Below are 22,774 nucleotides of genomic sequence, written 5' to 3'. Positions count from 1 at the left end.
GCCCCCCGAGCTCGTCGATCAGCATGTCCCCGAATGCGTCGCCCTCTACTGGTTGATCTTCCATCAGACCGATGATCCACGCGCGAATTGCGTTCGACCACCGAATATCGTGGCTGCCCCGCTACGACCGCGCAAGCCACGGCGGAGGCTGTACGGACATCGAGCGGCGATCGACCGGACGAAACTGCCGAAGGAGCTCACGGGCTCCTCGTGTCTCCGCGGCCTTGGCGTCACCGCATTTTCCAAGTGACATCACCACGCCAGGACAGGTAGACATTCGCGCGCGCCGGTGCAGGAGAGCAAGGGTTAGGGACTGATCATCTTCATGTAGCCGTCGAACGACTTCACCAAGCTGTCCAGGGCTGCCTTTCCTTTGGAAGCGGTTGCCTGCGAGGGACTTCCGATGATGCCGGATTCGGTATATGCGGCCATGCCGGCGAGGAGTAGGTGTGGGCGGTGCGTGGCCTGGTGGTCGGCGGTTCGGTAGCTGTCGCGCACCAAGTCCGGGTAGGCGTGCAGGAGCAATGCCGTTTCCAGTTCCCCGCCGTGCATATCGTCGTGGGCGTTGGTGGCCATACCTGCGGATTCACGGGCGGCGTCCCAGTCCTGTCGGCCGGGGAACAAGGCCACGTGGCGGCCGTCGACGTTGGACTGCATGGCGATGTTCGACAGGACGAAGTTACCGCCGTGGCCGTTGACGATGACGAGCTTGTTGATGCCGGACCGGGCCAGCGATTCTCGGATGTCGGCGATGATCGCGGTGAGCGTCGTCGCGCTGATGCTGACGGTTCCGGGGAATCCTTCGTGCTCGTGTGAGCAGCTGAATGTTATTGGTGGCAGTAGGAATACGGGATAGGTTTCCGCGATCTCGGCTGCGATCAGGTTGGCGATCACGGTGTCGGTGATGAGGGGGAGGTGATCGCCGTGCTGCTCGAAGCTGCCGACCGGTAGAACCGCGACGGACGCGCCGCGGGCGGCTTCGTCGGTCGAGGTGGCGGTGGTCAGCAGCTCTGGCATCTGGAGATCTCCTTGTTGTCCGTCACCGCAGCGCGGCGCGAGTTCGGTGTTGCAGCTGGAGCCCGTGGTTCGAGGCGCCGGTGGCGGCCAGTGTTTCGCTGGTTCGAGCGAGTTGGCGGGCGATTCGATGTGAACGTGTTGATCCGAGGATATCGAGCGCGAGTTCGGAGGTGGTGAGGGCTTCGTCCGGCTGGCCGGTCGCCGCGTAGGCGGTGGTGAGCCTGGCCAACCCGAGACCGAGGTCGCGCCGGTTCTGCGGTTCCCAATCGATCAAGCCGTCGATCAGAGCAGTTAGGGCTCGGTCGGGCTGGCCGAGCTGGACCCAGCACGCCGCCGCCTCCATCTCGATATACCCGGTCGTGCAGTAGCCGGCGAGTCGAGCTTCGTCCGACTCCTCGATGGTGGAGTAATCCCGCGCCTGATCGAGGGCGCGACGGCAGTCGTCGGCCTGGCCGGTGAGTGCGAGGCTGTGGGCCATTTGCCGAAGTGTGACCGCGCGCTGCCGTGGAGTCAGCGAACGCGAGGTGCGCAAGGCGTCGGCTGCGAGTGCCGTTGCGAGCCTCGGGTTTGCGCCGTCGGTGGCGATGTTGCTCTTTCGCATCTGGACGTAGGACTGCAGCTGGACCGCGTCGACTTCCTGTGCCAGGTCGTAGGCGGTGTTCGACCACCGCATCGCGGAGGCGAGATCGCCGCTGTCCTGGTACAGCCAGCCGAGGAACTCCGAGTATCGAGCGCGGGCATACAGCAGCCGGTCGCGGGCTCTTCCCCGGCTCCCGGCCTCGAGCTGCTCGATGAACTGCGCCTGTTGCGCGATCATCGGGATCAGTGATCGCGGTCCGGTCAACATGTCGGTGACTGCGTGGTCACCGAGCATCGTCAGGAGATGGTCCGCGATTGCGGTGGTCGGGAAGGTCGCTGCGGCAGTAAGAAGGTCGCCACTGGGCAGCCGTGCGGGTTGGTCGGATTGGGGCGCGTCGTCGACAGCGGCAGGGACGACGAACCACAACAGCTCGGGCGGGATCCTCAGCACTTGCGCGTAGCGCACCAAAGTGTCGAGGTTACGAACTCGACTGCGGCCGTTCTCGATTCGGCTCAATTGGCCTTGGGTGATTCCGAGCCAGCCAGCGACGATTCCCTGCGGCAGGGGTCGATGGCCATGTGTCGGATGGTGCCGGAACGCCGCGATGACCGCCCCCATGTCCTCGGCCGCCAGCGCGGCCGCCAACTCGGCGGTGCGCCATTGGTCGATGCCCAGGCTCGGTGCTTGTTGCCCACCACGTTGGCACGGTGCGCAGATCCGGTTGGTGTTGTGGCGGCTGAGCTGCGCCAGGCATCGGACGCAATGCCGTTGTTGCATCCAGGCTCCAGGGGAGGGTTCGGAACGATTCGGCTGTGTTCAGCGTAGCCAGTCTCGAAGCGGGTGGCGACGAATATGTATGCCGCGCATATAGAGCATGAATGTCTCACCGGACGTCGAGCCGCCGTCCGGACCGACTCTGGATTTGGGTCCGGACGAGGGGCCGCGCCCGATCGGCTAGGAGACCACGATGGCATCGACGTTTGGCAGTCAAGGCTTTTCGGCTGGGTTGAGGTGCGACGTGCCCGCTCAGATCGAGAGCTTCGAAGCGGCGCAGACGTTGCTGAGGATGCATCACCAGTGCTGCTCTGCCCGCTGCATGGCGAGGCAGTCTGCTCGGCAATTCGTCGACTATGTCGCCGGCGTTCAAGACCGACGCCCCTGATCTGTAACCCGCTCGAATCATGCTGATGGACAAGGAGATTGGTATGCGGATGCCGTTTGTGGTTGCGCAGCTCGATCCGGAGCTGGTGCGACGTTGGAACGTCAACTATGCATCGGGGCAGGATCGGCGGTGGGATGTCGAGGAGGGGCTGTGGCGCCGCACCCAGCACCCGGACAACGCGACGGAGTCGGGGTGGACGGGACCGGACGATGCTCGGCGCCGAATCCTTCACTACCGGTATCGATTCGATGTCTACAACGGTGTTCTGCGCCTGGCCGATTTCTACTTGCTGATGTCGGTGGCGGCGCCCGCGGAAGAGCTGGTGCGACGCACCACTGCGGTGATGGCGGCACTCGAGTCGGGCAGTTGGACTCCGGCCGGCGGACAGTCGTGGTCGAGAGGGAATCTGGTGTGCCGGTACCGGACGTACGGCGCGCACCCTCGCGATATCGACTCCGGGCGAACGCTTCCGGACAGCTATCGGTGCGCGGACTTGATGATCAGGTCCGATCGGTTCGTCCCGGACGACGCGCTCGATGCGCTGCCGTGGCAGGTTCTCGATGGTGGTATGCGCGCAAAGGACCAGCGCGGAGCTCCGCGGCTGGTGCCTGACCTTGCCAGTCTCACCGAGTATCTGCCGTTCCAGGTCGAGGTCGGTTGCGGTATGTCGATGGAGGCGGGAGTGCCGGCGCTGCACCGGCTCCACGAGATCTACCAGGTGACCGATCGTGAGTCGGGCGCCTTCGTTCTGCGCCCCGACGAGGATTCCTTCGCCGCTTGGCTTCTCGCCGATCCTGACTCGGCGATGCCGACGTTGACCGACATGTTCTACCGATGCCTTCTGGCCGAGCCGACAGCCGGCTATCGCGCCCTCCGGGCGCTGGCCGAGGCAGGCCACCTCGTCGGTCCGGTGATCACCAACAACTTCGACGGCCTCGCGGTACGGGCCGGTCTACAGCAGTGCTACGTCCGCCGCTACGACGAGGCGGTCCCGCCCGTGCCATGGGAGCCCTCGGCGCGGTCTCTCCTGGTCGTCGGCAGCCACGCCGACCGGCGCAAGGTTCAGGAACGTGCGCGCAAGCGCGGCCTGAAGGTGTTCTACCTCGACCCCGAAGGGTATTGGGAAAAAGGTCAATTCGTCTCCTACCCGATCGAGGGCGTCCGTGACAGCGAGGTGCTGTGCAGGCGACCCGCCGGCGCAGCGCTGACCGAGCTGGCTGCTCTGCTCCAATGCGGCGCAGCCGAGGAGAAGATCGCGTGAGCACAGTCCGTTTGTATCCGGCCGCGAAGCTCGAGCTTCGGCGTACGAATCCTCCGCATGTCCGGGTCGCTGATCTACAACAGGTGTCGGAGTATTGGCGGCTGACCAGCATGCGAAATCCCACGCTGTTCAACGGCCCCCTGGTGCGGTCGCATGGCGTGAGCTGGGAGTCCGACTCGTGTGTCGTGTCATGGTCGCGAAGCAACTACGCCCACTACCTATGGCGCCACGCCCCGGGCAACTCGCCCGACAGGCCGTATGCGCGGGCGGTGTACGTGTCCGTCGTAGCCCGTACCGACGACGGCAGCCTGGTGCTGGGGCGGATGGCCACCGAGACCAGCAGCCCGGGGCGCATTCAACTGCCAGGCGGGAATGTCGTACCGCCGATAACGGATGACGACCTGACCGAAGACGCAGTGCGCCGCCACGCGGCCTGCGAATTCCGCGAGGAGGTCGGCGTCGAGCTCGACCCTGAGGCCCTCAGATTGTGGGCGATCAAGGTCGGCGGTGCCGGCGATATCGGTGTTTTCTATCTCGCCGACCTCGGCAGCGCAGAGCTCCTGCGCCGAGCCTTCGACGAGCACATCGCACAACATGACGGCCCGCCGGAGTTCACTTCGTTGATCACCGTCCACAGCGGAATCCCCGGGATACCGCTGATCGGACCGCAGGTGGATTACTTGCCTGCCTTGCTCCAGATGCTGTTCGGGACGCCGCTCGTACCTGGGACAGAGTTCACGCCGAGGGGAGTTCGCCATGTATGAGACAGAGCCACAGTCGATCTGGTGGAACGGTGCGATCACCGACTGGGGCAGGGCGCGGGTGCATGTCGCATCGGAGACCGCGCTGCGCGGCCTCAACGTGTTCGAGGGGATTCGCGCCTACTGGCGACCCGACGAGCAGCGTTGGGCTGTAATCGAACTCGCCGCCCACCTGCAGCGGCTGACGGAATCGGCGCGGTTGATGAACATCCCCGTCGACTCCGGGCTGGTAGAACGCATGGCTGGCGGCATCGTCGCGCTCCTGGCGGGATCGGCAGTCCGTGGGGCCGACCTCTACTTGCGCCCGACTGTCTACGTGAACGCCGGGCGATACTCCGGCTCCGCTGACGAGACGGAAGCCGGTGAATTCGTGGCCTGCCATTCGGCCGATCCGACCACTGCGGAGTCGATCCGCTGCATCGTCAGCAGCTGGCGGCGGATACCGGATGAGGCGATGCCGACGCGCGCCAAGACAGGCGCGGCCTACACCGCGTTCCGGAACGCCCGAATCGAGGCGATCCAGGCCGATGCCGACGAGGCAATTCTGCTGAGCACCCGCGGAGTGGTGGCCGAGACGCCAGGAGCAGCGGTATTCGCGGTAATCGAAGGGCAGTTGACAACACCTCCGCTATCGGATGGCTTGCTGGCCGGCATCACCCGTGCGGCGGTCATGAGGATCGCCGAGAGGGAGCTGGGCGGCCCGGTCGTCGAGCGGTCCCTGACGGCAGACGATCTGGCCGGCGCGGACGAGGTGTTCCTGGCGGGGACGCTCGACGAGATCAAGGTGGTCAACTGTATCGACGGACGGCGGATTCCGGACTGCTCGGTCGGGGAGAAGTTCCGCGGCCTCTATCTCGCTATGTGCCGAGGCATCGCTGAGCCGCTGCATGACGAATTCGAGGTGATGATGCCATGAGTCACAACGGAATTCCCCGTGCGGTGTTGTTCGACGTGGGCATGACTCTGATCCATCCGATTGGACGGGTCATGGTAGAGGAACTGGCCGCCGTCGGCGTCAACTCCGTCTCGCCGGAACGAGCGGCGTCCGCGTGGGCTGCTGCGGCCGAGAGCCACCACATCGACTTTCCCCGCGGGGCGACCAGATCCGACAAGGCCGGTGCGACCTGGGCGACTCTGTTGGGGGTAAGGCGAGATGCGGGCCGCGCCGCATGGATCGCCGCGGCCGCACGTCCGGATCTGTTCACCGAACTCGATCAGCACGCGATCCAGGTACTGCGATACCTGCGGGCTTGCGACATCCGTGTCGCGGCAGTGTCGAATTCGAACGGAACACTGGACGAAGAGCTCACCGCCTTCGGTCTCGCCGAGTACTTCGACATCACCATCGACTCGACGATCGTCGGGACCGAGAAGCCGGACCGCGACATCTTCACGACCGCGCTGACCCAGGTCGGTGGTGATCCGACGCAGATGTGGTTCGTCGGCGACGGCCTGATCAACGACATGTTCGGCGCAGCGGTCGCCGGGGTCGGACGGTTGGTGCTCTACGACCGCCACCGCGTCTATCGAACTCCATTGCCGGTCACGGTGATTCACACGCTCGGTGAGCTGGGATCCCTGATCGCTGACGCACTCGAAGGCGAAACTCCATGCGTATCCTGATGATCGCCCCGACATACCGGCCCCGCACCGGCGGTCTCGAAACCTATCTCACGACCATCGCCGAAGCGCTCGCGCGTGACCATGACGTATCGGTACTGACCAACCGAGACGCTGATACGCAGCCACCTGTCACGACGGAGAACCGAGTCCGGGTGCTGCGTGCGAGCGCATTCCTGCGTGACGATCCGGCCAATACGGTCCCGTGGGAGGCGGCATTGTTCGGACTTCACACCGACATCGCCGAACTGCTGGCCGGCCATCGATTCGATGTAATCCACACGCACACGCAGGTCGCCCTGCTGGTCGCCACCATGGCCGGCCTGGGCCGACGGGCTCCGATCGTGGCCTCGTTCCACGAAACTCAACCCGAGCGGGATCCTCTAGGCCGCGACAGATCGCAGTTCATACTCGCAGCCTGCCGGCCAGACCGGGTACTCGCGGGCAGCGAAGCGTTCGCAGACCAGGCCGGGAGCTTCGGCTACCCGCGGCAGCGGATCCGGATCGTGTATCACGGTGTCGCGGTGCCGGATCCGCACCACACCCAGCCGAATCGCGCGGATCTGCGCCAAGTCGCCGGAGTGGCCGACGACGGCATTTTGGTCTCACTTGTCGGACGGTTCAAGCCGCGCAAAGGTCATCACCGACTTCTTGCGGCCTACCTGAAGATGGCTCAGCGAGAACAGGTTCGGCTACTTCTTGCCGGATCGTGCAACAGCGCCGACACCGACTACCTCGACTACATCAGGAGGACCGCGACGACCGGGGAACTCCGCAATCGTGTGACGGTTCTGGCTGATTGCCCCGATTCGACACGAGATGCTGTCTGGTCCGCCACCGACATCGCCACCCAACCGAGTGAGGCAGAGGGACTCGGGTTGGCGTGCATCGAGGCCATGCACGCAGGACTGCCGACGGTTGTCGCCGACGTACGCGGACTGCGCGAGGTCGTGACGCCCGAGACCGGGCTACTGGTCGATACCGACGACGCCGACGCCTACGCCGCGGCACTCGACACCCTCGCGGTTGCGCCTACCGCGCGGTCCCTCCTCGGCTGCGCCGGCCGCGTCCGGGCCCGCACGGTATTCGGAATCGACCGTGCGGCAACCGGAACCCTGGGCGTCTATGCCGAGGCGATCGCCGAGCGTGTGTTCGAGAACGGAGCTCACCGATGACATCCCAACGCACCCTCGGGATCTACGGACCGCAGCCATGGGAGCCGAGCGGCGTCGCCAAGTACATCGCAGAATCCGTCCCTCACCTCCTGCGGCACTTCACCCCGGTGCCGGCGGGATCGGAGGCGGACCCGTACACGTTTGATCGAGTGCTGTACCACCTCGGCAACAACGACATGCACCACAGCGCCTTTCGCGCGCTGCGCAGGCGTCCCGGCCCGGTGGTCCTGCACGAGTTCAACGTCCTGAACTACTACTACCAGGCATGGGACCGGCTCGACGCCGACGAACACGAGTACGTCCTGCGGGCTCTCGGCGCAAGCCTCGGCACCACCTTCGAGGACAGCGGCGCACTCGACCGATTCTGGCGTGCCCGCCCGGACACGGACCGGTACAGCCTCAACGCCGGAATCGAAGCCCAGGCAGTCCAATCAGCGACGTGCGTACTGGTCCACCATCCAGCTGTCGCCGCGCTACTCCAGCAGCGATTCACCGGCCATGACATTCGAGTGATCCCCTTCCCGGTCACACCCATCGCCGGCGAGGATCCCGCGCTGGTTCGTCAACGGTTCGAGATCCCGAGTGATGCAGTAGTTTTCGGCTCGTTCGGGTACATCGGCGAGTACAAGCGAATCGAATCGCTGCTGACCGCCTGGTGCGCGTGGCCAGGCCGACCCACCAATGCCGTACTGCTTCTCGTGGGCGCACTGCAATATGGGCTCGAGATCCCTCCCGACCGGTCCATTCGACACATCGACCACCCTGACGATACGGACTTCGACCAGCTCCTGTTGGCCGTGGACTGCGCGGTTCAACTTCGCGGGCCGTGGCTCGGCGAGTCATCCGGCCCGGTCAGTGCGCTTCTAGCCCACAACCGCCCAGCAATCCTGAGCGACGTCCCGGCCTTTTGTACCGACTCCGACCACGTCACTCACATTCCCGGTGGCAGTGCCGAAATCGACTGCCTTGTCCGAGCACTCGCGGATCATTACTATCGGCCGAGCCTGGGCATCGGCGGGTTCGACACGGCCTACTCGTGGTCTGCTTGGGCGGAGCAGGTGGCGGCCATCGTCAGCAGCGCGGGGAGAGCCTGATGCAGGCGCCGCGGACCACGCACCATCAAGCCTTCGCCGTGAGGCCCGAGGCCAAGGCCGCCATCATCGACGCCGTCACGCAAGCCAGCCGCGCACTTCTCGGCATGTGGCCGGGCCGCCCCGGGGCGCCGCGGCCGGTCACCACGATGAAGGCCGACAACACCGCGGTCAGCATGGCGGACCTTGCCAGCCAGGCGATTCTCCTCGACGGGCTCAGATCCGTCGGCCACGACGAGGTAGTTGTGACCGAAGAGGATGTCCGCACGCATACCCTGAGCGCGTCCACCGTCTGGTTTGTCGATCCACTCGACGGAACCCGCCAATACCTCTCCGGCAGTCGCGATTTCGCGGTACTGGTCAGCGGATGGTCGAGTGGAAAGCCTGTGTACTCGGTCGCGGGGTTTCCCGCGAATGGAATCCTCGCAGTAGCCGACGGCACGACCGTGACCCATATCGGACCAGAGGCTGGCGGCCGGCCGACGGTGCACGCCGTGTACTGCGATCCGCCCGGGCTGCGGGGAGCCCTCGGCTCTGGCACCGAATATCTGGTGGACTGTTACGAGTCGACCCGGGTATTGGTCGAGGTCGCCCGCCGATACGCCCGCGGCGCTGTTGTCGAGATGTGCGGTCACCGGGCATGGGATATCGCCGCACCGATCCACCTCATCACGGCCGCAGGAGGTTGCGTCACCGACGAGCAGGGACGAACTGTCAGCCTCACCACGCCGCAGGTGCAAGCCCGGTACCTTGTCGCCGCCACGGACGCATCCACGCACCGCGCGCTTCTCGACGCACTGTCCGACCCAACCGACCGAAAGGATCCCGAACAACGATGATCAACCGGCGCGATTCTCGAGACATCCCCGCGGAGGCCGAGCGCGAGGTCCTGTCCACCTACAGCCTGCGCGACACCGACCTGCTGGGCAGCGGGACCGAGAGCAAGACCTACATCCTCGACGACAAACACGTCCTGAAGATCTACGCCGACCCCGGGCAGCGCGCGGCACTCGAGATCCTTCAGGACTTCTACGACCGGCTCGGCCACCCGGACGCGACATGGGTTCTGCCCCACATTGATTCGATCACCGAGCACGGCGAGCTGCTCGCAGTCGTCGAACGCCGGATACCGGGTCAGCCGATGGAGCACTACTGCCTCACCACAGGGCCCGAGATCGAACAGCTGTATCTGGAAACGGTCCGTGACCTCGGCCGGACGACAATCACGCCGCCACTGGATCGGCGGCTCCTGCTGCCCTCACCCGCCGAGCCGCCGGCTGGCACCGATTGGCACGGATTCCTCACTCGCACACTCGAATCGAAACTTCCTCCACTTCTCCCGGTCCTGCAGGAGAGCGTCTCTGGATTCGAAGCGCGAGCGGGCGGCCTGTTGCGGCACTTCGCTCTCCCGTACACCGGCTTCGAAACCGTGATCCACGGTGACCTGTATCCAGGCAACATCTTGATGACCGACCGCGAGACCGTCTCCGGCATAATCGATTTCGGAACGTTCACGATGATCGGGGACCCGTTGTACGACCTCGCGTGCGCCTGCTCGTTCTACAGAATGTACGAGCCGGACCACGCGGAAGTGCGCACCAGGTTGCTCGCAACGGCAGCCGGCGACCTGGACGGCGATCGACGCCGTGACCTGCACGCCTATGTGCTGGTGAATGCGTTGCTGACCTGCGACCTGTACCCCGAACCCGACCGTCCGATCGAGCGGACCGGCCACTTTCAGTGGGCTGTCGAGATACTCGCCGCGGACACGCATTGGCAAGCGGTCGGAGGCAGGCGATGATCGGAAACGACTGGGCCGCAGCACTCTTCGACGAGGGGTACGAGGAGACCTTTCGGCGTCTGGGTAAGTACGACACCACCGAGCGGGACATCGACGACTTGGTTCGGCTGGTAGGGCTCGCGCCGGGTAGCCGGATTCTGGATGTGCCATGCGGGTGGGGCCGGCACGCGGGTCGGTTGCAGTCGCTGGGGCACAAGGTTTTCGGAGTCGACGGCTCGGCCTCGCAGATCCATCGTGCCCGCACTATGTGGCCCGAGGTCACCTTTCAACGCTCAGATATGCGCAACACTCCGCCCGGGCCGTTCGATGTGATCCTGAACTTGTGGACCAGCTTCGGCTACCTGCCCACGATGGAGGATGACCTGACGGCGTTGCGCGCGTGGCACCACAGTCTCGCTCGAACCGGATGTCTTGTGATGGAGTTGACTACCAGGGAGAACGCCGAATACACCAACCGTGTCGGAGATGAGTTGTCCACCTCGAAGGTCGTTGACATCAACGGCGTTCGGGAGACCTCGATTATCGATTGGGGTACCGGAATCTCGCGGAACACCTACTCGCGAGACGGCTGGACGCGGACCTCGTACTTGCGGCTGTACCGGCGCACCGAGATCGAGGACCTCCTGCGACAGGCTGGTTTCGCCGCGGTGGACCAGTACGGATCGTTCACTGGCGAGCCTGTATCGGATGCCCACCGGACTATCTTCCTCGCCTACCCCATAAGTCCCGGTCGGGTATCGCCCCGTCCACACGTCCCGTCATCGCATCGAGCGGCCGTCCCGCACGACGACTCGGGTACGCCGGACGTTCCTCTGCCGCAGCGCTTGTCGAGGGAGACTGTGGCAGTGAACCGCAACGAACCCAGTCTGGACGGCGGGCAGCTTTCGGCATTTCTGCTGGCACTCCGCTGGTGGGCGGCCAGAGACCGGTTGTACTTCGACCCCGTGCTCCGTGAATGAGTCACGTCGGGACACGGCTGTCCTGGATGACCTCGTCGCGATTTCGCAGGTCATAGCCGTGGAACTGCGACAGCCATTCCAATTCGATGCTTGCGACGAGAGGGCCCGAACACCGATGACCAGCGGCACGCCACACCGGCCCTATGTGGTCCGGCGCGCGGCAGCGGGTGCATCACCGATTCCGCCCGGGCGGAGGCTGCCAGCGCAGACGACTGCTCCTGATCGCTCAGGCCACCAGCTGGCGTGTGCATGACCGCCCACCAGGCCGTGCACGGATTCGACGACAGCTACCACGCCACAACGGGATCCGAGCGCAACGTGACGGGTCGATCGATCCGGTGGGCCGCAACCCGCGAGGTGCGATCTCATCGCGAATGCGGGTCCGGAACAGATCGCCTCGCGTGGTGCCGGTCGACCAAGTGGTGGCTGCCGTATTCAGAACTTGTCGCCCACACCCGCGGTGAAGGCATCCCAGTCGCCGGGTGCGAAAACCAGCGTGGGACCGGCGGGGTTTTTCGAGTCCCGCACGCCCACCGTTCCGTCGTCGAGGAACGCGACCTCCACGCAGTCTTGGCTGCCGCCGCTGTGGCTGCTCTTGAACCAGCGAGCCTTAGGCACGTCAACGCTCACTCTGCGTACTCCCTTGCAATATCACGAAGCAGTTGCCTGCTGTCTTGCTCGCTCAACGCTACCTGCCCCAGTGCGATATGCGTCTGGCGATACCGGGCCACCACGTCCGGGTCCTCGAAATACATGGCTCCGGCGTACCCCTCGGCGTAGACGACGGGGGGCTCGGCGGTGACTCCGCGTTTGGGCTGGGGAAAGTCCAGAATGGTGAACGGCCCGGTCAGGTCGCCCAACGGAACCCCGGCCCTGAACGGCAGCACCCGGACCGAAATGTTCGTTCGCGTTCCCGCGTCGGCGAGATGCCGCAGTTGCGTATCCATGATGCGGCGGCTCCCGACTGCGCTCCGCAGCGCGGATTCGCCCAGGATGACGTCGAAGTTGGTCGGCTTTTTGCGGGTCAGCAGAATTTGCCGCCGGGTTCGCATCTCGACACGGCGCGTGATCTCGCTGTCGGGTTCGGCGGGGTGCGCGAGCCGGATCAGGGTTCGCGCGTAGTCGGGTGTTTGCAGCAGACCGGGTACCAGCTCTTGGAACTAGGTCAGCCGGGCGGCTCCGGTCTCGAGTCCGATGTAGACGTCGAAGTTCAGTGGGATCAGGTCGCCGTACTGGTGCCACCAGTTCTGGGTGTTGCCGTCCTGGGCAAGCCCTTTGAGCGCGGCGGTCGTGGTCTCGTCCGCCCCGCACACCTGGCAGATCGCCTCGATGTCCCACAAGCGGATTCGATCGGCAGCGCCTGTCTCGAGTCGCTGGACGGTGGTCGCGCCGCGCTCGATGTGGTGCGCGAGTTCGGCGATCGTCAGCCCGGCGGCTTGGCGCATGTCGCGCACCAGGCGTCCGAGCTGGCGGCGGGGGATGGTGGGGCCGATATCGGCCATGGAGAGTCTCCTGCCGTGGATGCAGTTGTCGTGTTTCGTGGATAACCCTCGCCCGAATTTTGGATATTGTCATGGGGTTTCGGGTCAATCCATTTGGATTATCCGTTCCCTATTGTCCGTCGTCCAGCGTTCCTATGTCCTGGGAATCGGCGGCCGGGAAATCCGCAGTCAGCGCCTCTCGGCAGCCGCCGGATTCCACACATTGTGGCCACGGTGGATCGTTCCCATCGACACGGAGGCGTCGGAACAATGAACGCGAAAGTCATGCAAGCGGATGCAGGCGTGTGCCGGCCTACGGCAATCGGACTGGTGCGCAGCGAGGTGTCGGGGCCGGACGCGCCCCGGCACGCCGCCGAGATGGTGCGCCACGCCATTGGCCTGGGGTACCAGTACGTGTACACCGTCCGCCCGCCTGAAGGTCACGCCGACCCGATTGGGTTCGCTGTCAGCGTCGCGGTCGGCATTCACGCTGCCGCGCTGGTCGTCTACGACCTGGCGACCGTCGGGAACACACCGTCGCGGGTCTGCGACAGCCTCGACCTGGAAACGGTGTATCCACCCGAGACGTGGGCCGCGGCCACGCCTGCCGACCCCGCCCACGCCTACCCGGCTCCGATCACTTCGCTGGCCGAGGCGTCGCGAATCATGCAGCAGCACATCGCATGTCTGGCCGTCCTCTGCCCCCGCAAGTCCTTGGCGTTGCACTGGCTGGTCCGCGCGGGCAGAGTCGCGCCGCAGACCCGTTCACCCCGTGAACGCGCCGCCGCTCGAGGGATCCCGTTTCCGCCTCTGCCCGATGACCACCCGCTGCTTGTCGGGGCCGACGCCCGCCTGCTGCTCGAAGTTCTCGACGGTCTCACTGATCCGGAAGCCGATGCGGCCCAACTGATGACCAGGCTGTCCCCACTCACCCGCGATTGACAGTGAGGGCATCGGTCATGGCTCAACTTCTGATTCCCGTCGTTCCCTGCGTGCTGGTAATCATCGCCTGCATCGCGATGCCCTATCTCGGCACCGGAAGCAGCGAATCCCAGTACCAGGGGCGGCATCGCCGGGCTCATGGATGCCACCGACTGCAATGAGTGGTACACCATCTGGTCGCGATCACCGTGTGGGAGTACGGTTTCGCGAACCTATCTGACCCGGGCCTGTCGGCGACCGGTATGGATCACTCCTGCCGGTGTAGTGAGGAACGCCGAATTCTGCATCTGGCCTGTTGCCCGGCTCCCGGGGGCATGCGCTGAGTGATGGCCTGGCCGAAGTGATCTCCGATCTCACACCCGCCGCTACGCCGAACGCGTCACGCCGGCAGGGACGCCGAAGTGGCGGATCACGACCAGCGGCTACACCGCGCTGTCCGAGGAGGCACGCCGGCAGGGTCTCGACTCGTAGCGCGCGTCACCGGGATCGGCTGCGGGACAGCGTTGTCCCGCAGCGTGGCCGTTCAGGCGAATCAGTGGCGAGATCGGAGTCGGCGACCGACGTCACCGACACATGGCGGGGGACGATGAAGTCTCCCGGCCTGTCTGGGCGATTGACCTGAACAGCTTCAGCGACGGCTACATGGGCTATGTGAGCGGCTTGAGTTTGCACCGGGTCCGGATGATGGGGAGATCGTGTTGCATCTGCCAGTTCTCCATCACCAAGGAGAATTGCCTGTCGCCAACTCGCACGATCTGTTCCGCTGCGATCGCGAGTGAGTACCCCACTTCGTTCGCTTCCCACATCTGCTGGAACTCGGGGAATTGCCACAGGCGGCGGTGTGATTCCTGGGCCCAGGTGGTGTGGCCGTAGCGGCCCATGATCCCTCGGTGCCACGCGACGCCCCAGGCCACCGCCTCGTGCCAGTTGACCATCTCTTCCTTCGCTGCGCTGGTGAAACACCATTCGAGCAGGTAGATGCCTGGCTTGTGGGTCGGATGCGTCTCGAAGTAGGCGCGGTTCGCTGCGATCAACCGTCGTTGGGGGGTGTAGAACGCCACGGTATCGTTTGTGGCCTCGTGCATTTCGGATCGCATGATGTCGGTCACCGCGTCCTGGAAGACCTCGAGTGCCGGCATGTCCATCGTGGGCTCCAACCCCGCAAGGGTTGCGTAGGGCGCGGCGTAACCGGCCAGGTCGCAGACGTATCGCCACTCGGCGTCGTCGGCGTGATAGCTCTTGGTCAGCAATCGCAGGATGTCGATATCGACCCGTCCGGCTTCGTCTCGCTCCAGCTTCGTCAGGTAGCTCGCGGTGATGTGTGCCTCACCTGCGGCCTTCTCCCGGCTGAACTTCCGGCTCGGGAGAAGCAGCCCCACCTCGTGTCGTCGGCGCTCCTCTCGGTGTCGCAGCGTTGTGAGGTACTGCCCCAGTGTCGGGGTTCCGGGTGCGTCCATCCTCGGCAGATCCTGATCAGGTCGGTCGGTATGTACAGTGCGAGTGTATGCACTGATGGGGTACTTCCGCCCGGGAGCATAGTTGGCGCACCGCTGATAGCGTCCCGGTCATGGGGAATGAAACTGCTTGTGTACCAGCCGAACTGATGCCGGAGCCGATCGATCTGCCCGACGACTTCGCGGTGGATCCGCATGCCTCCTACGATCGGCTGCATGCTCTCGGACCGGTGCATCATGTCCGGTTCCCCGACTCCAGCACCGGGTGGCTGATCACCGGCTGACTGAACCGTCACGGATTTGGGGCCGCTTCCTTCTTTGAGGAAGATGGTCCCCATCATGTCGAAGCGTTACCCGCCCGAGGTCCGGGAGAAGGCCGTGCGCCTGGCTCTGGAACGGCTCGATGAGTACGGATCCGCCTACGCCGCCGCCCGCGCGATCGGCCCGATGGTCGACGTGCATCACGAGACGCTGCGGTTGTGGATCAAGAAAGCCCTCGACGACGCACCGTCACCGAATACGGCTGCCGCGCCTCACTCCACGGCAAGGAATTCCACGGTCGGTCCGAGCTTCGGATTATGGTGGCATTCATGCTCGACCGCCACCGCGAGCTCGACGTGGCCGTCGTGCTTGTCGGGGTTCTGCGGCTCAAGGGCGGCGTGGCGGCGTTTCAGGCGGTGACCCGGCTCTCAGCCGGCGCATCGCCCGGCCGCGACAGGGACGCAGCAGTCCTGAGCGTGCAGCCTTGGATTGCATCCGTCGGGACACCGCCGAGCGTACGTTCGGCGTGCACATGCCCTTCGAAGAACGCCTCCTGACCCGCGACAGCGACGGGCGGTGGATAGCCTTGCCCGAGAACGACATCCGGAATCAGAACGGATAAGCGGTCACCAGCGCGCCGCGCATGCGGATGGTGATGTCGCCGAAGTCGACCTCGGTGCCCGTGAGCCGTGGCGGAGGGCCTCACGAAATATATTGGGCCACACAGGGCTACCGCAGGTTCCTATACTTGGGTGGAGTCGGGGAGGTATCACGTGGAGCCAGTGTCGATAGGAATCGCAGCGGCTGCGTTGCTGGCCTCCAAGTTCGGTGAAGGACTTGCGAAGGACGCCGGCAGTAGCACCTGGGACGGCGTGAAACGCGTACACGAACTCATCAGCCGCAGGTTCGTCGGTCATGCCACGAGCACAGCGGCTCTCGCGGCTCTCGGCGAGGAGCCGACCGCCGCAGCCCAGAGCGTGGTGGCGGAGTCGATTGACTCACTGGCACGTGTGGACCGAGTATTCGCTGATCAGCTCAAACTGTTGATCGCCGAGGCCGACGGTCTACATGAAACCGGCCGGTTCGTCGCGATCGCCCGTGAAGACGCCCGCCAAGTGAATATCCAAGGCGGCAACACCGGCACCATCAACATGGCCTGAGCGTCAAGGAATTCCGGTGCCCGAGTTCACGGCCGGCGACACCGCCCGCCAGGTCAACGTAACCGGCGGCAACCACGGCTATATCACCGTCGCCACAGGACAGCCGCCTGCAGTGCGACTGGCGCTGACCAGCACCCTGCGCCGCGACCCCGCCCACTTCCTCGGACGCGACGACGAAGTCGGACAGATCCTCGACTCGATCAGCGTATCGAGCTCGATGCGCATCTACACCATCGACGGGATGGCCGGGGTAGGGAAGACCGCTCTCGCGACCCGCATTGCACACCTGCTGGCCAGCGACTTCCCTGATGGCCAGCACTTCGTCGAGCTCCACGGACACACGCCCGGACGGGCGCCGGTCGATCCCTCGGAACTATTGGCGGAGTTACTGATCGAGCTCGGCACCGATCCCCGCCTCATCCCGGAGACATTGCCCGGGCGGCATCGTCTCTGGTTGGACCGACTCGCCGGAAAGCGAATCCTCCTCGTCCTCGATGACGCCCGAAACCCTGCTCAGATCGAACCCCTGCTGCCCACCGAAAGTCAGTGCCTGACGTTGATCACAAGCCGCAGACGGCTGGTCGCGCTCGACGGGGCCAAGCCGCTCAACCTCGGCATGCTCGCACCTGGACCGGCCGCTGATTTGTTCACCACCCTGGCTGACCGACCGTCGACCACAGCGGCGGACCGTGCGGCAGTCGAGGAGCTCGTCCAGCTGTGCGGCCACCTCCCGCTGGCGATCGTGCTGCTCGCCGGCAGGCTGGCCCACCATCCGAGGTGGACGGTTGCCGGGCTCGCCGCCGAATTCAGTGCCAGGACAGAACGAATCGCTGAGTTCAGCGTCGGTGACCGTGCAGTCGATGTCGCCTTCGGCATGTCCTACGAGAGCCTTCCCGAGGTCCGGCAGACGCTGTTCCGGTACCTCTGCTTGTATCCCGGTGCCGACATCGACATTCGCGCGACAGCGGCGATGACCGGCCTCGAAGCGCGGCAGGTCCGCGTCGAGCTCGAAGAGCTCTACATCGAACACCTGGTGGAGGAGACTGACTCCGGTCGCTATCGCGTGCACGACCTGCTCCGCGAATACGGTCGGCGGCTGACTCCCGACGCAGACGCTCCGGCGGCGGCCGCCATGCAGCGTCTGCTGGACTACTTCGTGACAACTGCGGTCGAAGCCGGCGGATACCTGTCGCCCGGGCCGAAGGTTCCACACGAAGGCTATTGCACGACGAGCGAACCGGCCTTCGACGGGCACTCGGACGCGGTCGTGTGGATGCGCACCGAGCGGCCGAACCTTCTCGCGTGCTTCGCCTATGCCGACCGCATCAGCCCGTCGGTCCTTCCGCGGTTGGCGGACGCAGTGGCTGGCCTGCTCGATCAGGACGGGCCCTGGACGCTCGCACGAGAGCTTCATCACCACGCCGCAACGACCGCACGGCGTCTCGGTGATCGTCTCGGTGAGGCTGTCGCTCTGGACAATCTGGGGTTTGCGCACCTACGTTCAGGCCTGCCGGCTGACGCAGCCGAATACCACTCCGCAGCCTTGATCGCTTACCGTGCTATCGGCAACCGGCTGGGTGAGGCCAACGCCCTCAGCAACATCGGAACCACCTGCTTTGCATCCGGTCGCTACGACGAGAGCGCCGAGCAATATAACGAGGCATTGGCGATCTACCGCGACCTCGGGAACCGTCTGGGCGAGGCGAACATCTACGAGAATCTCGGCATGGTGCGGCAGTTCACCGGCGACTACACCGGTGCTGTGGAGCTGCTCGACCACGCGTTGACTCTGTACCGCGAGACCGGCAACCTGCGCCGGGTCGCCGACACTCTCGACGATCTCGGCATCGTTCATCGGCTGACGGGCAACCACACCGAGTCGATCGAGCACCACCGCCGCGCCCAGGCGCTGTACCGGGAGATCGGCGAGCTGCGCGGTGAGGCCGACACCGAACTGAACCTCGGCAACATCTATTGGCAGACCGGTCGCCACGACCTGGCGGCCGCGCACTACACGCGAGCCTGCACCCTCTACCGAGAATGCGGAGACGAGAACTCCTTCGCCAGAGCGCAGATCGGCCTCGGCAACGTCCACAGCCACCGTGGAAACCATCGGGAGGCCGTTGATCTCTATACCCGCGCAATCGACCTGCACCGCATGTTCGAGGACCGCCGCGGCGAGGCGGAGGGAATGGCCAGGCTCGGCGCCCTCTACGAACGAATGGGTGACTACAGCGGTGCGATCGGGCGGATTTCCCAGGCATTGGCGCGGTTCCGTGAAATCGGCGCGCTGGAAGGACAGGCGTATTCGCTGGCACAACTGGGAGTTGCCCATGCTGGATTCGGAGCACACGAGCTGGCGGCCACTGCGCTGCGCAGCTCGCTGCAGATCTACCGTGAGACCGGGAATCGGTGGGGTGAAGCAGTGACGCTCAACTACATCGGACGTGCCCTGGTCCTCGCAGGAGACCACCGCCGAGCTGTTGAAGAGTTCACAGCTGCAAGCGATATCGCGCGATCGATCCAGAGCCGCCTCGAATTCGCCAACGCTCGCGAGGGAATCGCCCAGTGTCGCACCGAACTGGGTCTTCCCGATCTGACCACGTCTCCAGCCGGCGGAGCCGATCCGGAAGGCATAGAGCGCAACCCCGAACCCCGATAGGCCGAAGTAGTCACAGACCCAGGCATCTTGGCAGTTCCGGCGCGACTTTCCAGCAAGGTTCGGGCTGGTGACACGCGGCGCGCAACAGCGCGGCCTCTCGCGACGTCACACAATCGTCTGGCAATTGCGCGGGAACTGGCCAGGCGAGTGCGCTGCCGCCAGTGAGCACCTGTACCGGATCGCTCGCCCCGTCTGAGTTGCTTCGGTCCTGCACGGCCTTGTAGCCCCACGCCAACAACCTGGCGGTCGGTCGCGGTGTCATCGACGGCCCGAGGACGGAATTCCAGATCTTGCCCGAATGTCACTGAACCCCAACGAGGGTCAGTCAACTGTTCTCGCGGTAGTAGTCTGTGGAGCACACGCCATCGTCTCGACAACCTGGCTGGCCGCCGTGTAACCTGTGGCGCACAACATTGGTTGCTCGGCGGCAGAATCCGAGGCGACCACCGCGCGATCTATCCAGGCATCGTGTAGTGGGCAATCACGCGGAGGCGTGAATCTGCAAGAGTCACATACAGCGTCGGTCTGCGCAATTGCGCGTGTCCTTGTGCTGCGCCTGGACAGCATGGAGACACGTGATGCCCAAGACGACCCATACCTTCACCCACGCTCAGCTCACTGCCGAGCGGGCCCGATACACCGGTGAGCCACTGTGGGCAGCTCAGCACGGAATCCGCCGCAAGGACGTCGGTCTCGACGAGTGCGACCAGCAGCAACTGCGATTGCGGGCCTTGCTCGCCCTTCGGCTACTGAATACCGAGATGGCTCCCCATCATTGCATCGAACCCGGCGACCCCCGCACGAGAGCTTGGCGCGATGTCCGTGGCTTATTGGCAAACACTCTCACGTACTCCCCGCGCTACAACGACTTCGCCATCCTCACCTACATGCCGGGTCATCTTGCGAAGACGCTCGACGGATTCCCCGGCATCCGGGTCGATGGGGTCACCAGCGGCAAGTATCCAGCGCTGCAACTACGGCACCTGCCCACCAACAGCATCATCTCGTTCCGATACGTCTCCCATACCCTGCGCGGGAAACTCCCCGCCTCATGCCATCCGGTGATCTTGTCTTGCAAGGAAGTGTTACTCCGCCCTGATCGCGAGCTGACCGCCCGGGAGTACGACGACCTGGCAGCTGCGCCACACATGACCAGCGACGTCCAGATCCTGCTATCCGGGCTGCTCGCTCGAATGAGACTCGCGCACCCTGACAAGAAATGGGCTGTCCGCGAACTGATCTGGGGTCGGGAGAATCGCCCGGATCAGGACGCGGGTTCGTTCACCTACTGCTGGGGAACCGGTGATGAATGGGTTGTTCGCTGGGGTGGACGCTCATCGGTTCCCGCCACGGACGTCGCTCAGGCACTGACCGACCCGTTCGCGGGCGTCGAGGGCGCCACCGCTCGGCACTTCGGGTCCGACCGATGCGAGGTCCGTCTCGGCAGTGCCCGGCTGCGCCTCGAACATCGTGACGTCGAACGAGGCTGGGAATACGACCAGCTTGGAATGCGGCCATGACGGAACGCGTCGACAGACGAATGGTGCCAGAGGCATCACGGAGATATTCGCGCCAGCCGACGTGTTGTCCGGAGCGACCGGGAGGGCGGCGAGCCGACCCTCGGACGTGGCGTGGGTTCGGGTTCCGGATTCTCTCGGACCCACTCCTGTTTCGCCGGGCCGTGACAGCGATCACGGTGGTCGGGGTGATCTTGCTCCTGCTGGCCCGGGTGCTTGCCGATCATATGACAGCCGTCGAGGGCGTGGCCTTGTGCGCGCCGGCCTATCACATCGTCCGGGGCCGACTCGGGCGTCGTAGCCGCTGACCGGCCTATGGGTGATTTCCCATGGATGGTCCGGGGCAACGTGGCCACACTGATGGATCAGAGGTCGAGGGCGGATCGCTTACTCGGTGGCATCGTCGATCGATACGGATCGCTGGAGGCGTTCAGTGTCGTACGGGCGGTGAAGATGCTGCGTTTCAGGTCTCGTAATGCCCTCTGGGCGGTAACGAAACCCACCGTCGACCGCTTCGACATCACTAATGGCTTCCGATAGCGTGTCTCCGCCGCTCCGGGGTGTGCTGGGTCGCAGTGTTAAGGCGTGACCTTGCGTTCGATACACAGGCTACTGGCCGCGTTACTGCTCGGGATCTGCAGCGCCGCAATCGGACTGCCCTCAACGGTCGCGACCGCGGTCGCGGCGTGCCCGGCCGCGCACTGGGTGAGCAGCTGGTACGCCGCGCCTTCCGACAACGTCAGCGTTGCGGACGAGTTCGGGACACTGACCTTTGCGGCCGGCGATCAGACCTACCGGATGGTTGTCACTCCGCATCGCGGGGGAGCACAAACGCGTGTGCGGCTGAGCAACCGGTACCGGTCAGTGCCACTGACGATCGAGCGGGCCACCGTTGCGTCGCAGGCCGATGGAGCTGCGGTGCAACCGGGTTCACTGCGGTCGCTCACCTTCAGTGGCGCGGCGGGTGTGACTGTTGCGCCCGGGACCGACATAGTGAGCGACCCCGTCGACCTGACCGTGACCGCCTGGCAGCCGGTCGCTATCGGATTCCACACCGCGGGCGCGGCGGCTCTGCTCACCCAACATCAGGTCGGCAACGCCACCAGTTACTACACCCTTCCAGGGTCGGGCGATCACACCGCCGACGTCGGTGGTGCGGCCTTCTCGCAACGGACGACAGCGGTGCTCGTCGCGTCGGGACTCGATGTCCTCGCGCCGGGTGATGTCTCGGCTGTCGTCGCGCTCGGTGACTCGATCACCGACGGCTTCGAAACCGCTGGCCTGCCAGGTTCTTTCGACCTGGTCGGCACCGACTCCCGCTATCCCGACTTCCTGCAGCGCAGGCTGGATGCGGTCGGGCTTCCGGTGTCCGTGGTCGACGCTGGTATCAGCGGAAACCGGGTGCTCATTCCGTCAACGGGAGTCAGTGCTCTGGATCGCCTGGATTCCGATGTCATCGACCGGGCGGGCGTGACCGACGTGATCGTCGTGGAGGGCATCAACGATGTGAAGGAGTTTCCCTATGCTTCTGCTGATCAGGTCGTCGCCGGTTACGAGACCTTGATAGCCCGGTTGCGCGCCGCCGGGCTGCGTGTGCACCTGGGCACACTGTCGGGCGGGATACTGCCTTTCGCAGAGCCCGCCCGACAGCAGGTCGATACTTGGATCCGCAGCCAGCAGCTCAGCGACTCGGTCGTCGATTTCGATGCCGCACTGCGGGATCCGGTGAACCCGAGGGCGCTGGCGGCACCGTACGCGAGTGCCGACGGGTTGCATCCGAGTCCTGCGGGCTATCAGCGGATGGCTGACGCGGTCGACGTGGCAACTCTCACCACGAACCACTGTTGAGGCCGTGGTCGCGTGCGGGTGA

The 22,774-nt window shown here is 64.9% G+C and carries 22 protein-coding genes; 16 read left to right on the top strand and 6 right to left on the bottom strand.

Translation table 11 applies throughout. The features are described 5' to 3' along the window. Positions 1–306: 306 nt before the first annotated feature. Both EBN03_RS29980 and EBN03_RS29975 read right to left on the bottom strand, forming a co-directional pair. Positions 307–1,017, bottom strand: coding sequence for a creatininase family protein (locus EBN03_RS29980; RefSeq protein ID WP_122191530.1), 711 nt, complete (start codon positions 1,015–1,017; stop codon positions 307–309). 22 nt (positions 1,018–1,039) lie between these two features. After that, complete coding sequence (locus EBN03_RS29975) at positions 1,040–2,374, bottom strand: helix-turn-helix domain-containing protein (RefSeq protein WP_147471760.1); 1,335 nt, start codon at positions 2,372–2,374, stop codon at positions 1,040–1,042. A gap of 404 nt (positions 2,375–2,778) precedes the next feature. Here EBN03_RS29975 and EBN03_RS29965 point away from each other — a divergent pair, with 404 nt between their 5' ends. From EBN03_RS29965 to EBN03_RS29925, 9 genes are read left to right on the top strand one after another with little or no spacing between them, the layout of a single operon-like run. Beyond that, positions 2,779–4,020: an SIR2 family protein gene (locus tag EBN03_RS29965; protein ID WP_199743028.1), complete on the top strand. Its 1,242-nt coding sequence runs from the start codon at positions 2,779–2,781 to the stop codon at positions 4,018–4,020. After that, on the top strand, positions 4,017–4,784 hold the full coding sequence (locus EBN03_RS29960) for an NUDIX hydrolase (protein ID WP_147471759.1): 768 nt from the start codon (positions 4,017–4,019) through the stop codon (positions 4,782–4,784). The genes EBN03_RS29965 and EBN03_RS29960 overlap by 4 nt, the downstream gene beginning before the upstream one ends. Continuing rightward, positions 4,777–5,697 carry an aminotransferase class IV gene (locus EBN03_RS29955; RefSeq protein ID WP_122191526.1) on the top strand — a complete coding sequence of 307 codons (921 nt, stop codon included), beginning with the start codon at positions 4,777–4,779 and terminating at the stop codon, positions 5,695–5,697. The genes EBN03_RS29960 and EBN03_RS29955 overlap by 8 nt, the downstream gene beginning before the upstream one ends. Further along, the gene (locus EBN03_RS29950) at positions 5,694–6,404 is read left to right on the top strand and encodes an HAD family hydrolase (protein WP_122191525.1); all 711 of its coding nucleotides are present in this window, start codon (positions 5,694–5,696) and stop codon (positions 6,402–6,404) included. The genes EBN03_RS29955 and EBN03_RS29950 overlap by 4 nt, the downstream gene beginning before the upstream one ends. Further along, entirely contained in the window at positions 6,392–7,576 is a 1,185-nt protein-coding gene (locus tag EBN03_RS29945; RefSeq protein ID WP_122191524.1) for a glycosyltransferase family 4 protein, read from the top strand. Before EBN03_RS29950 ends, EBN03_RS29945 begins: the two co-directional genes overlap by 13 nt. Beyond that, positions 7,573–8,670: a glycosyltransferase family protein gene (locus tag EBN03_RS29940; protein ID WP_122191523.1), complete on the top strand. Its 1,098-nt coding sequence runs from the start codon at positions 7,573–7,575 to the stop codon at positions 8,668–8,670. The genes EBN03_RS29945 and EBN03_RS29940 overlap by 4 nt, the downstream gene beginning before the upstream one ends. Further along, on the top strand, positions 8,670–9,506 hold the full coding sequence (locus EBN03_RS29935; protein ID WP_122191522.1) for an inositol monophosphatase family protein: 837 nt from the start codon (positions 8,670–8,672) through the stop codon (positions 9,504–9,506). Before EBN03_RS29940 ends, EBN03_RS29935 begins: the two co-directional genes overlap by 1 nt. Next, entirely contained in the window at positions 9,503–10,468 is a 966-nt protein-coding gene (locus EBN03_RS29930) for an aminoglycoside phosphotransferase family protein (protein ID WP_122191521.1), read from the top strand. The genes EBN03_RS29935 and EBN03_RS29930 overlap by 4 nt, the downstream gene beginning before the upstream one ends. Further along, positions 10,465–11,427, top strand: a complete 963-nt coding sequence (locus EBN03_RS29925) for a class I SAM-dependent methyltransferase (protein ID WP_122191520.1) — start codon at positions 10,465–10,467, stop codon at positions 11,425–11,427. The genes EBN03_RS29930 and EBN03_RS29925 overlap by 4 nt, the downstream gene beginning before the upstream one ends. A gap of 435 nt (positions 11,428–11,862) precedes the next feature. Here the strand turns inward: EBN03_RS29925 and EBN03_RS29920 are convergent, their stop codons facing one another. From EBN03_RS29920 to EBN03_RS35350, 3 genes are read right to left on the bottom strand one after another with little or no spacing between them, the layout of a single operon-like run. After that, entirely contained in the window at positions 11,863–12,057 is a 195-nt protein-coding gene (locus tag EBN03_RS29920; RefSeq protein WP_122191519.1) for a DUF397 domain-containing protein, read from the bottom strand. Next, the gene (locus EBN03_RS35355; protein WP_267899318.1) at positions 12,054–12,578 is read right to left on the bottom strand and encodes a DUF5753 domain-containing protein; all 525 of its coding nucleotides are present in this window, start codon (positions 12,576–12,578) and stop codon (positions 12,054–12,056) included. The genes EBN03_RS29920 and EBN03_RS35355 overlap by 4 nt, the downstream gene beginning before the upstream one ends. 9 nt (positions 12,579–12,587) lie before the next feature. Further along, positions 12,588–12,929, bottom strand: coding sequence for a helix-turn-helix domain-containing protein (locus EBN03_RS35350; protein ID WP_233608735.1), 342 nt, complete (start codon positions 12,927–12,929; stop codon positions 12,588–12,590). 249 nt (positions 12,930–13,178) lie between these two features. On the opposite strand from EBN03_RS35350, the gene EBN03_RS29910 reads away from it, so the two are divergent. Continuing rightward, complete coding sequence (locus tag EBN03_RS29910) at positions 13,179–13,850, top strand: hypothetical protein (RefSeq protein WP_147471758.1); 672 nt, start codon at positions 13,179–13,181, stop codon at positions 13,848–13,850. A 647-nt stretch (positions 13,851–14,497) separates the two neighbouring features. On the opposite strand, the gene EBN03_RS29905 is transcribed toward EBN03_RS29910, so the two are convergent. Continuing rightward, positions 14,498–15,307 carry an MmyB family transcriptional regulator gene (locus EBN03_RS29905; protein ID WP_122191517.1) on the bottom strand — a complete coding sequence of 270 codons (810 nt, stop codon included), beginning with the start codon at positions 15,305–15,307 and terminating at the stop codon, positions 14,498–14,500. A gap of 110 nt (positions 15,308–15,417) precedes the next feature. On the opposite strand from EBN03_RS29905, the gene EBN03_RS34365 reads away from it, so the two are divergent. The 6 genes from EBN03_RS34365 to EBN03_RS29880 all read left to right on the top strand — a co-directional run bounded on the left by EBN03_RS34365 (position 15,418) and on the right by EBN03_RS29880 (position 22,752). Continuing rightward, complete coding sequence (locus tag EBN03_RS34365) at positions 15,418–15,588, top strand: hypothetical protein (RefSeq protein WP_158675785.1); 171 nt, start codon at positions 15,418–15,420, stop codon at positions 15,586–15,588. A gap of 55 nt (positions 15,589–15,643) precedes the next feature. Next, entirely contained in the window at positions 15,644–15,985 is a 342-nt protein-coding gene (locus EBN03_RS33880; RefSeq protein ID WP_147471757.1) for a hypothetical protein, read from the top strand. Positions 15,986–16,338: 353 nt separating this feature from the next. Beyond that, complete coding sequence (locus EBN03_RS29895; RefSeq protein ID WP_147471756.1) at positions 16,339–16,725, top strand: hypothetical protein; 387 nt, start codon at positions 16,339–16,341, stop codon at positions 16,723–16,725. A 16-nt stretch (positions 16,726–16,741) separates the two neighbouring features. After that, the gene (locus tag EBN03_RS29890) at positions 16,742–19,387 is read left to right on the top strand and encodes a tetratricopeptide repeat protein (protein ID WP_122191514.1); all 2,646 of its coding nucleotides are present in this window, start codon (positions 16,742–16,744) and stop codon (positions 19,385–19,387) included. A 578-nt stretch (positions 19,388–19,965) separates the two neighbouring features. Next, entirely contained in the window at positions 19,966–20,907 is a 942-nt protein-coding gene (locus tag EBN03_RS29885; RefSeq protein WP_147471755.1) for a hypothetical protein, read from the top strand. A gap of 582 nt (positions 20,908–21,489) precedes the next feature. Continuing rightward, on the top strand, positions 21,490–22,752 hold the full coding sequence (locus tag EBN03_RS29880) for a GDSL-type esterase/lipase family protein (protein WP_233608734.1): 1,263 nt from the start codon (positions 21,490–21,492) through the stop codon (positions 22,750–22,752). Positions 22,753–22,774: the final 22 nt, after the last annotated feature.

The organism is Nocardia stercoris (genome assembly GCF_003696265.1).
GTDB classification, from domain to species: Bacteria; Actinomycetota; Actinomycetes; order Mycobacteriales; family Mycobacteriaceae; genus Nocardia; species Nocardia stercoris.
Note: the sequence above shows the minus strand (reverse complement) of the source record. Positions and strands in the feature narration are given on the sequence as shown.

What these genes read in the sequence shown, in the direction of transcription:
- EBN03_RS29980 (WP_122191530.1), bottom strand. Translation starts at nt 1,017, where the DNA reads ATGCCAGAGCTGCTGACCACCGCCACCTCGACCGACGAAGCCGCCCGC.
- EBN03_RS29975 (WP_147471760.1), bottom strand. Translation starts at nt 2,374, where the DNA reads ATGCAACAACGGCATTGCGTCCGATGCCTGGCGCAGCTCAGCCGCCAC.
- EBN03_RS29965 (WP_199743028.1), top strand. Translation starts at nt 2,779, where the DNA reads ATGCTGATGGACAAGGAGATTGGTATGCGGATGCCGTTTGTGGTTGCG.
- EBN03_RS29955 (WP_122191526.1), top strand. Translation starts at nt 4,777, where the DNA reads ATGTATGAGACAGAGCCACAGTCGATCTGGTGGAACGGTGCGATCACC.
- EBN03_RS29950 (WP_122191525.1), top strand. Translation starts at nt 5,694, where the DNA reads ATGAGTCACAACGGAATTCCCCGTGCGGTGTTGTTCGACGTGGGCATG.
- EBN03_RS29945 (WP_122191524.1), top strand. Translation starts at nt 6,392, where the DNA reads ATGCGTATCCTGATGATCGCCCCGACATACCGGCCCCGCACCGGCGGT.
- EBN03_RS29940 (WP_122191523.1), top strand. Translation starts at nt 7,573, where the DNA reads ATGACATCCCAACGCACCCTCGGGATCTACGGACCGCAGCCATGGGAG.
- EBN03_RS29935 (WP_122191522.1), top strand. Translation starts at nt 8,670, where the DNA reads ATGCAGGCGCCGCGGACCACGCACCATCAAGCCTTCGCCGTGAGGCCC.
- EBN03_RS29930 (WP_122191521.1), top strand. Translation starts at nt 9,503, where the DNA reads ATGATCAACCGGCGCGATTCTCGAGACATCCCCGCGGAGGCCGAGCGC.
- EBN03_RS29925 (WP_122191520.1), top strand. Translation starts at nt 10,465, where the DNA reads ATGATCGGAAACGACTGGGCCGCAGCACTCTTCGACGAGGGGTACGAG.
- EBN03_RS35350 (WP_233608735.1), bottom strand. Translation starts at nt 12,929, where the DNA reads ATGGCCGATATCGGCCCCACCATCCCCCGCCGCCAGCTCGGACGCCTG.
- EBN03_RS29910 (WP_147471758.1), top strand. Translation starts at nt 13,179, where the DNA reads ATGAACGCGAAAGTCATGCAAGCGGATGCAGGCGTGTGCCGGCCTACG.
- EBN03_RS29905 (WP_122191517.1), bottom strand. Translation starts at nt 15,307, where the DNA reads ATGGACGCACCCGGAACCCCGACACTGGGGCAGTACCTCACAACGCTG.
- EBN03_RS34365 (WP_158675785.1), top strand. Translation starts at nt 15,418, where the DNA reads ATGGGGAATGAAACTGCTTGTGTACCAGCCGAACTGATGCCGGAGCCG.
- EBN03_RS33880 (WP_147471757.1), top strand. Translation starts at nt 15,644, where the DNA reads ATGTCGAAGCGTTACCCGCCCGAGGTCCGGGAGAAGGCCGTGCGCCTG.
- EBN03_RS29885 (WP_147471755.1), top strand. Translation starts at nt 19,966, where the DNA reads ATGCCCAAGACGACCCATACCTTCACCCACGCTCAGCTCACTGCCGAG.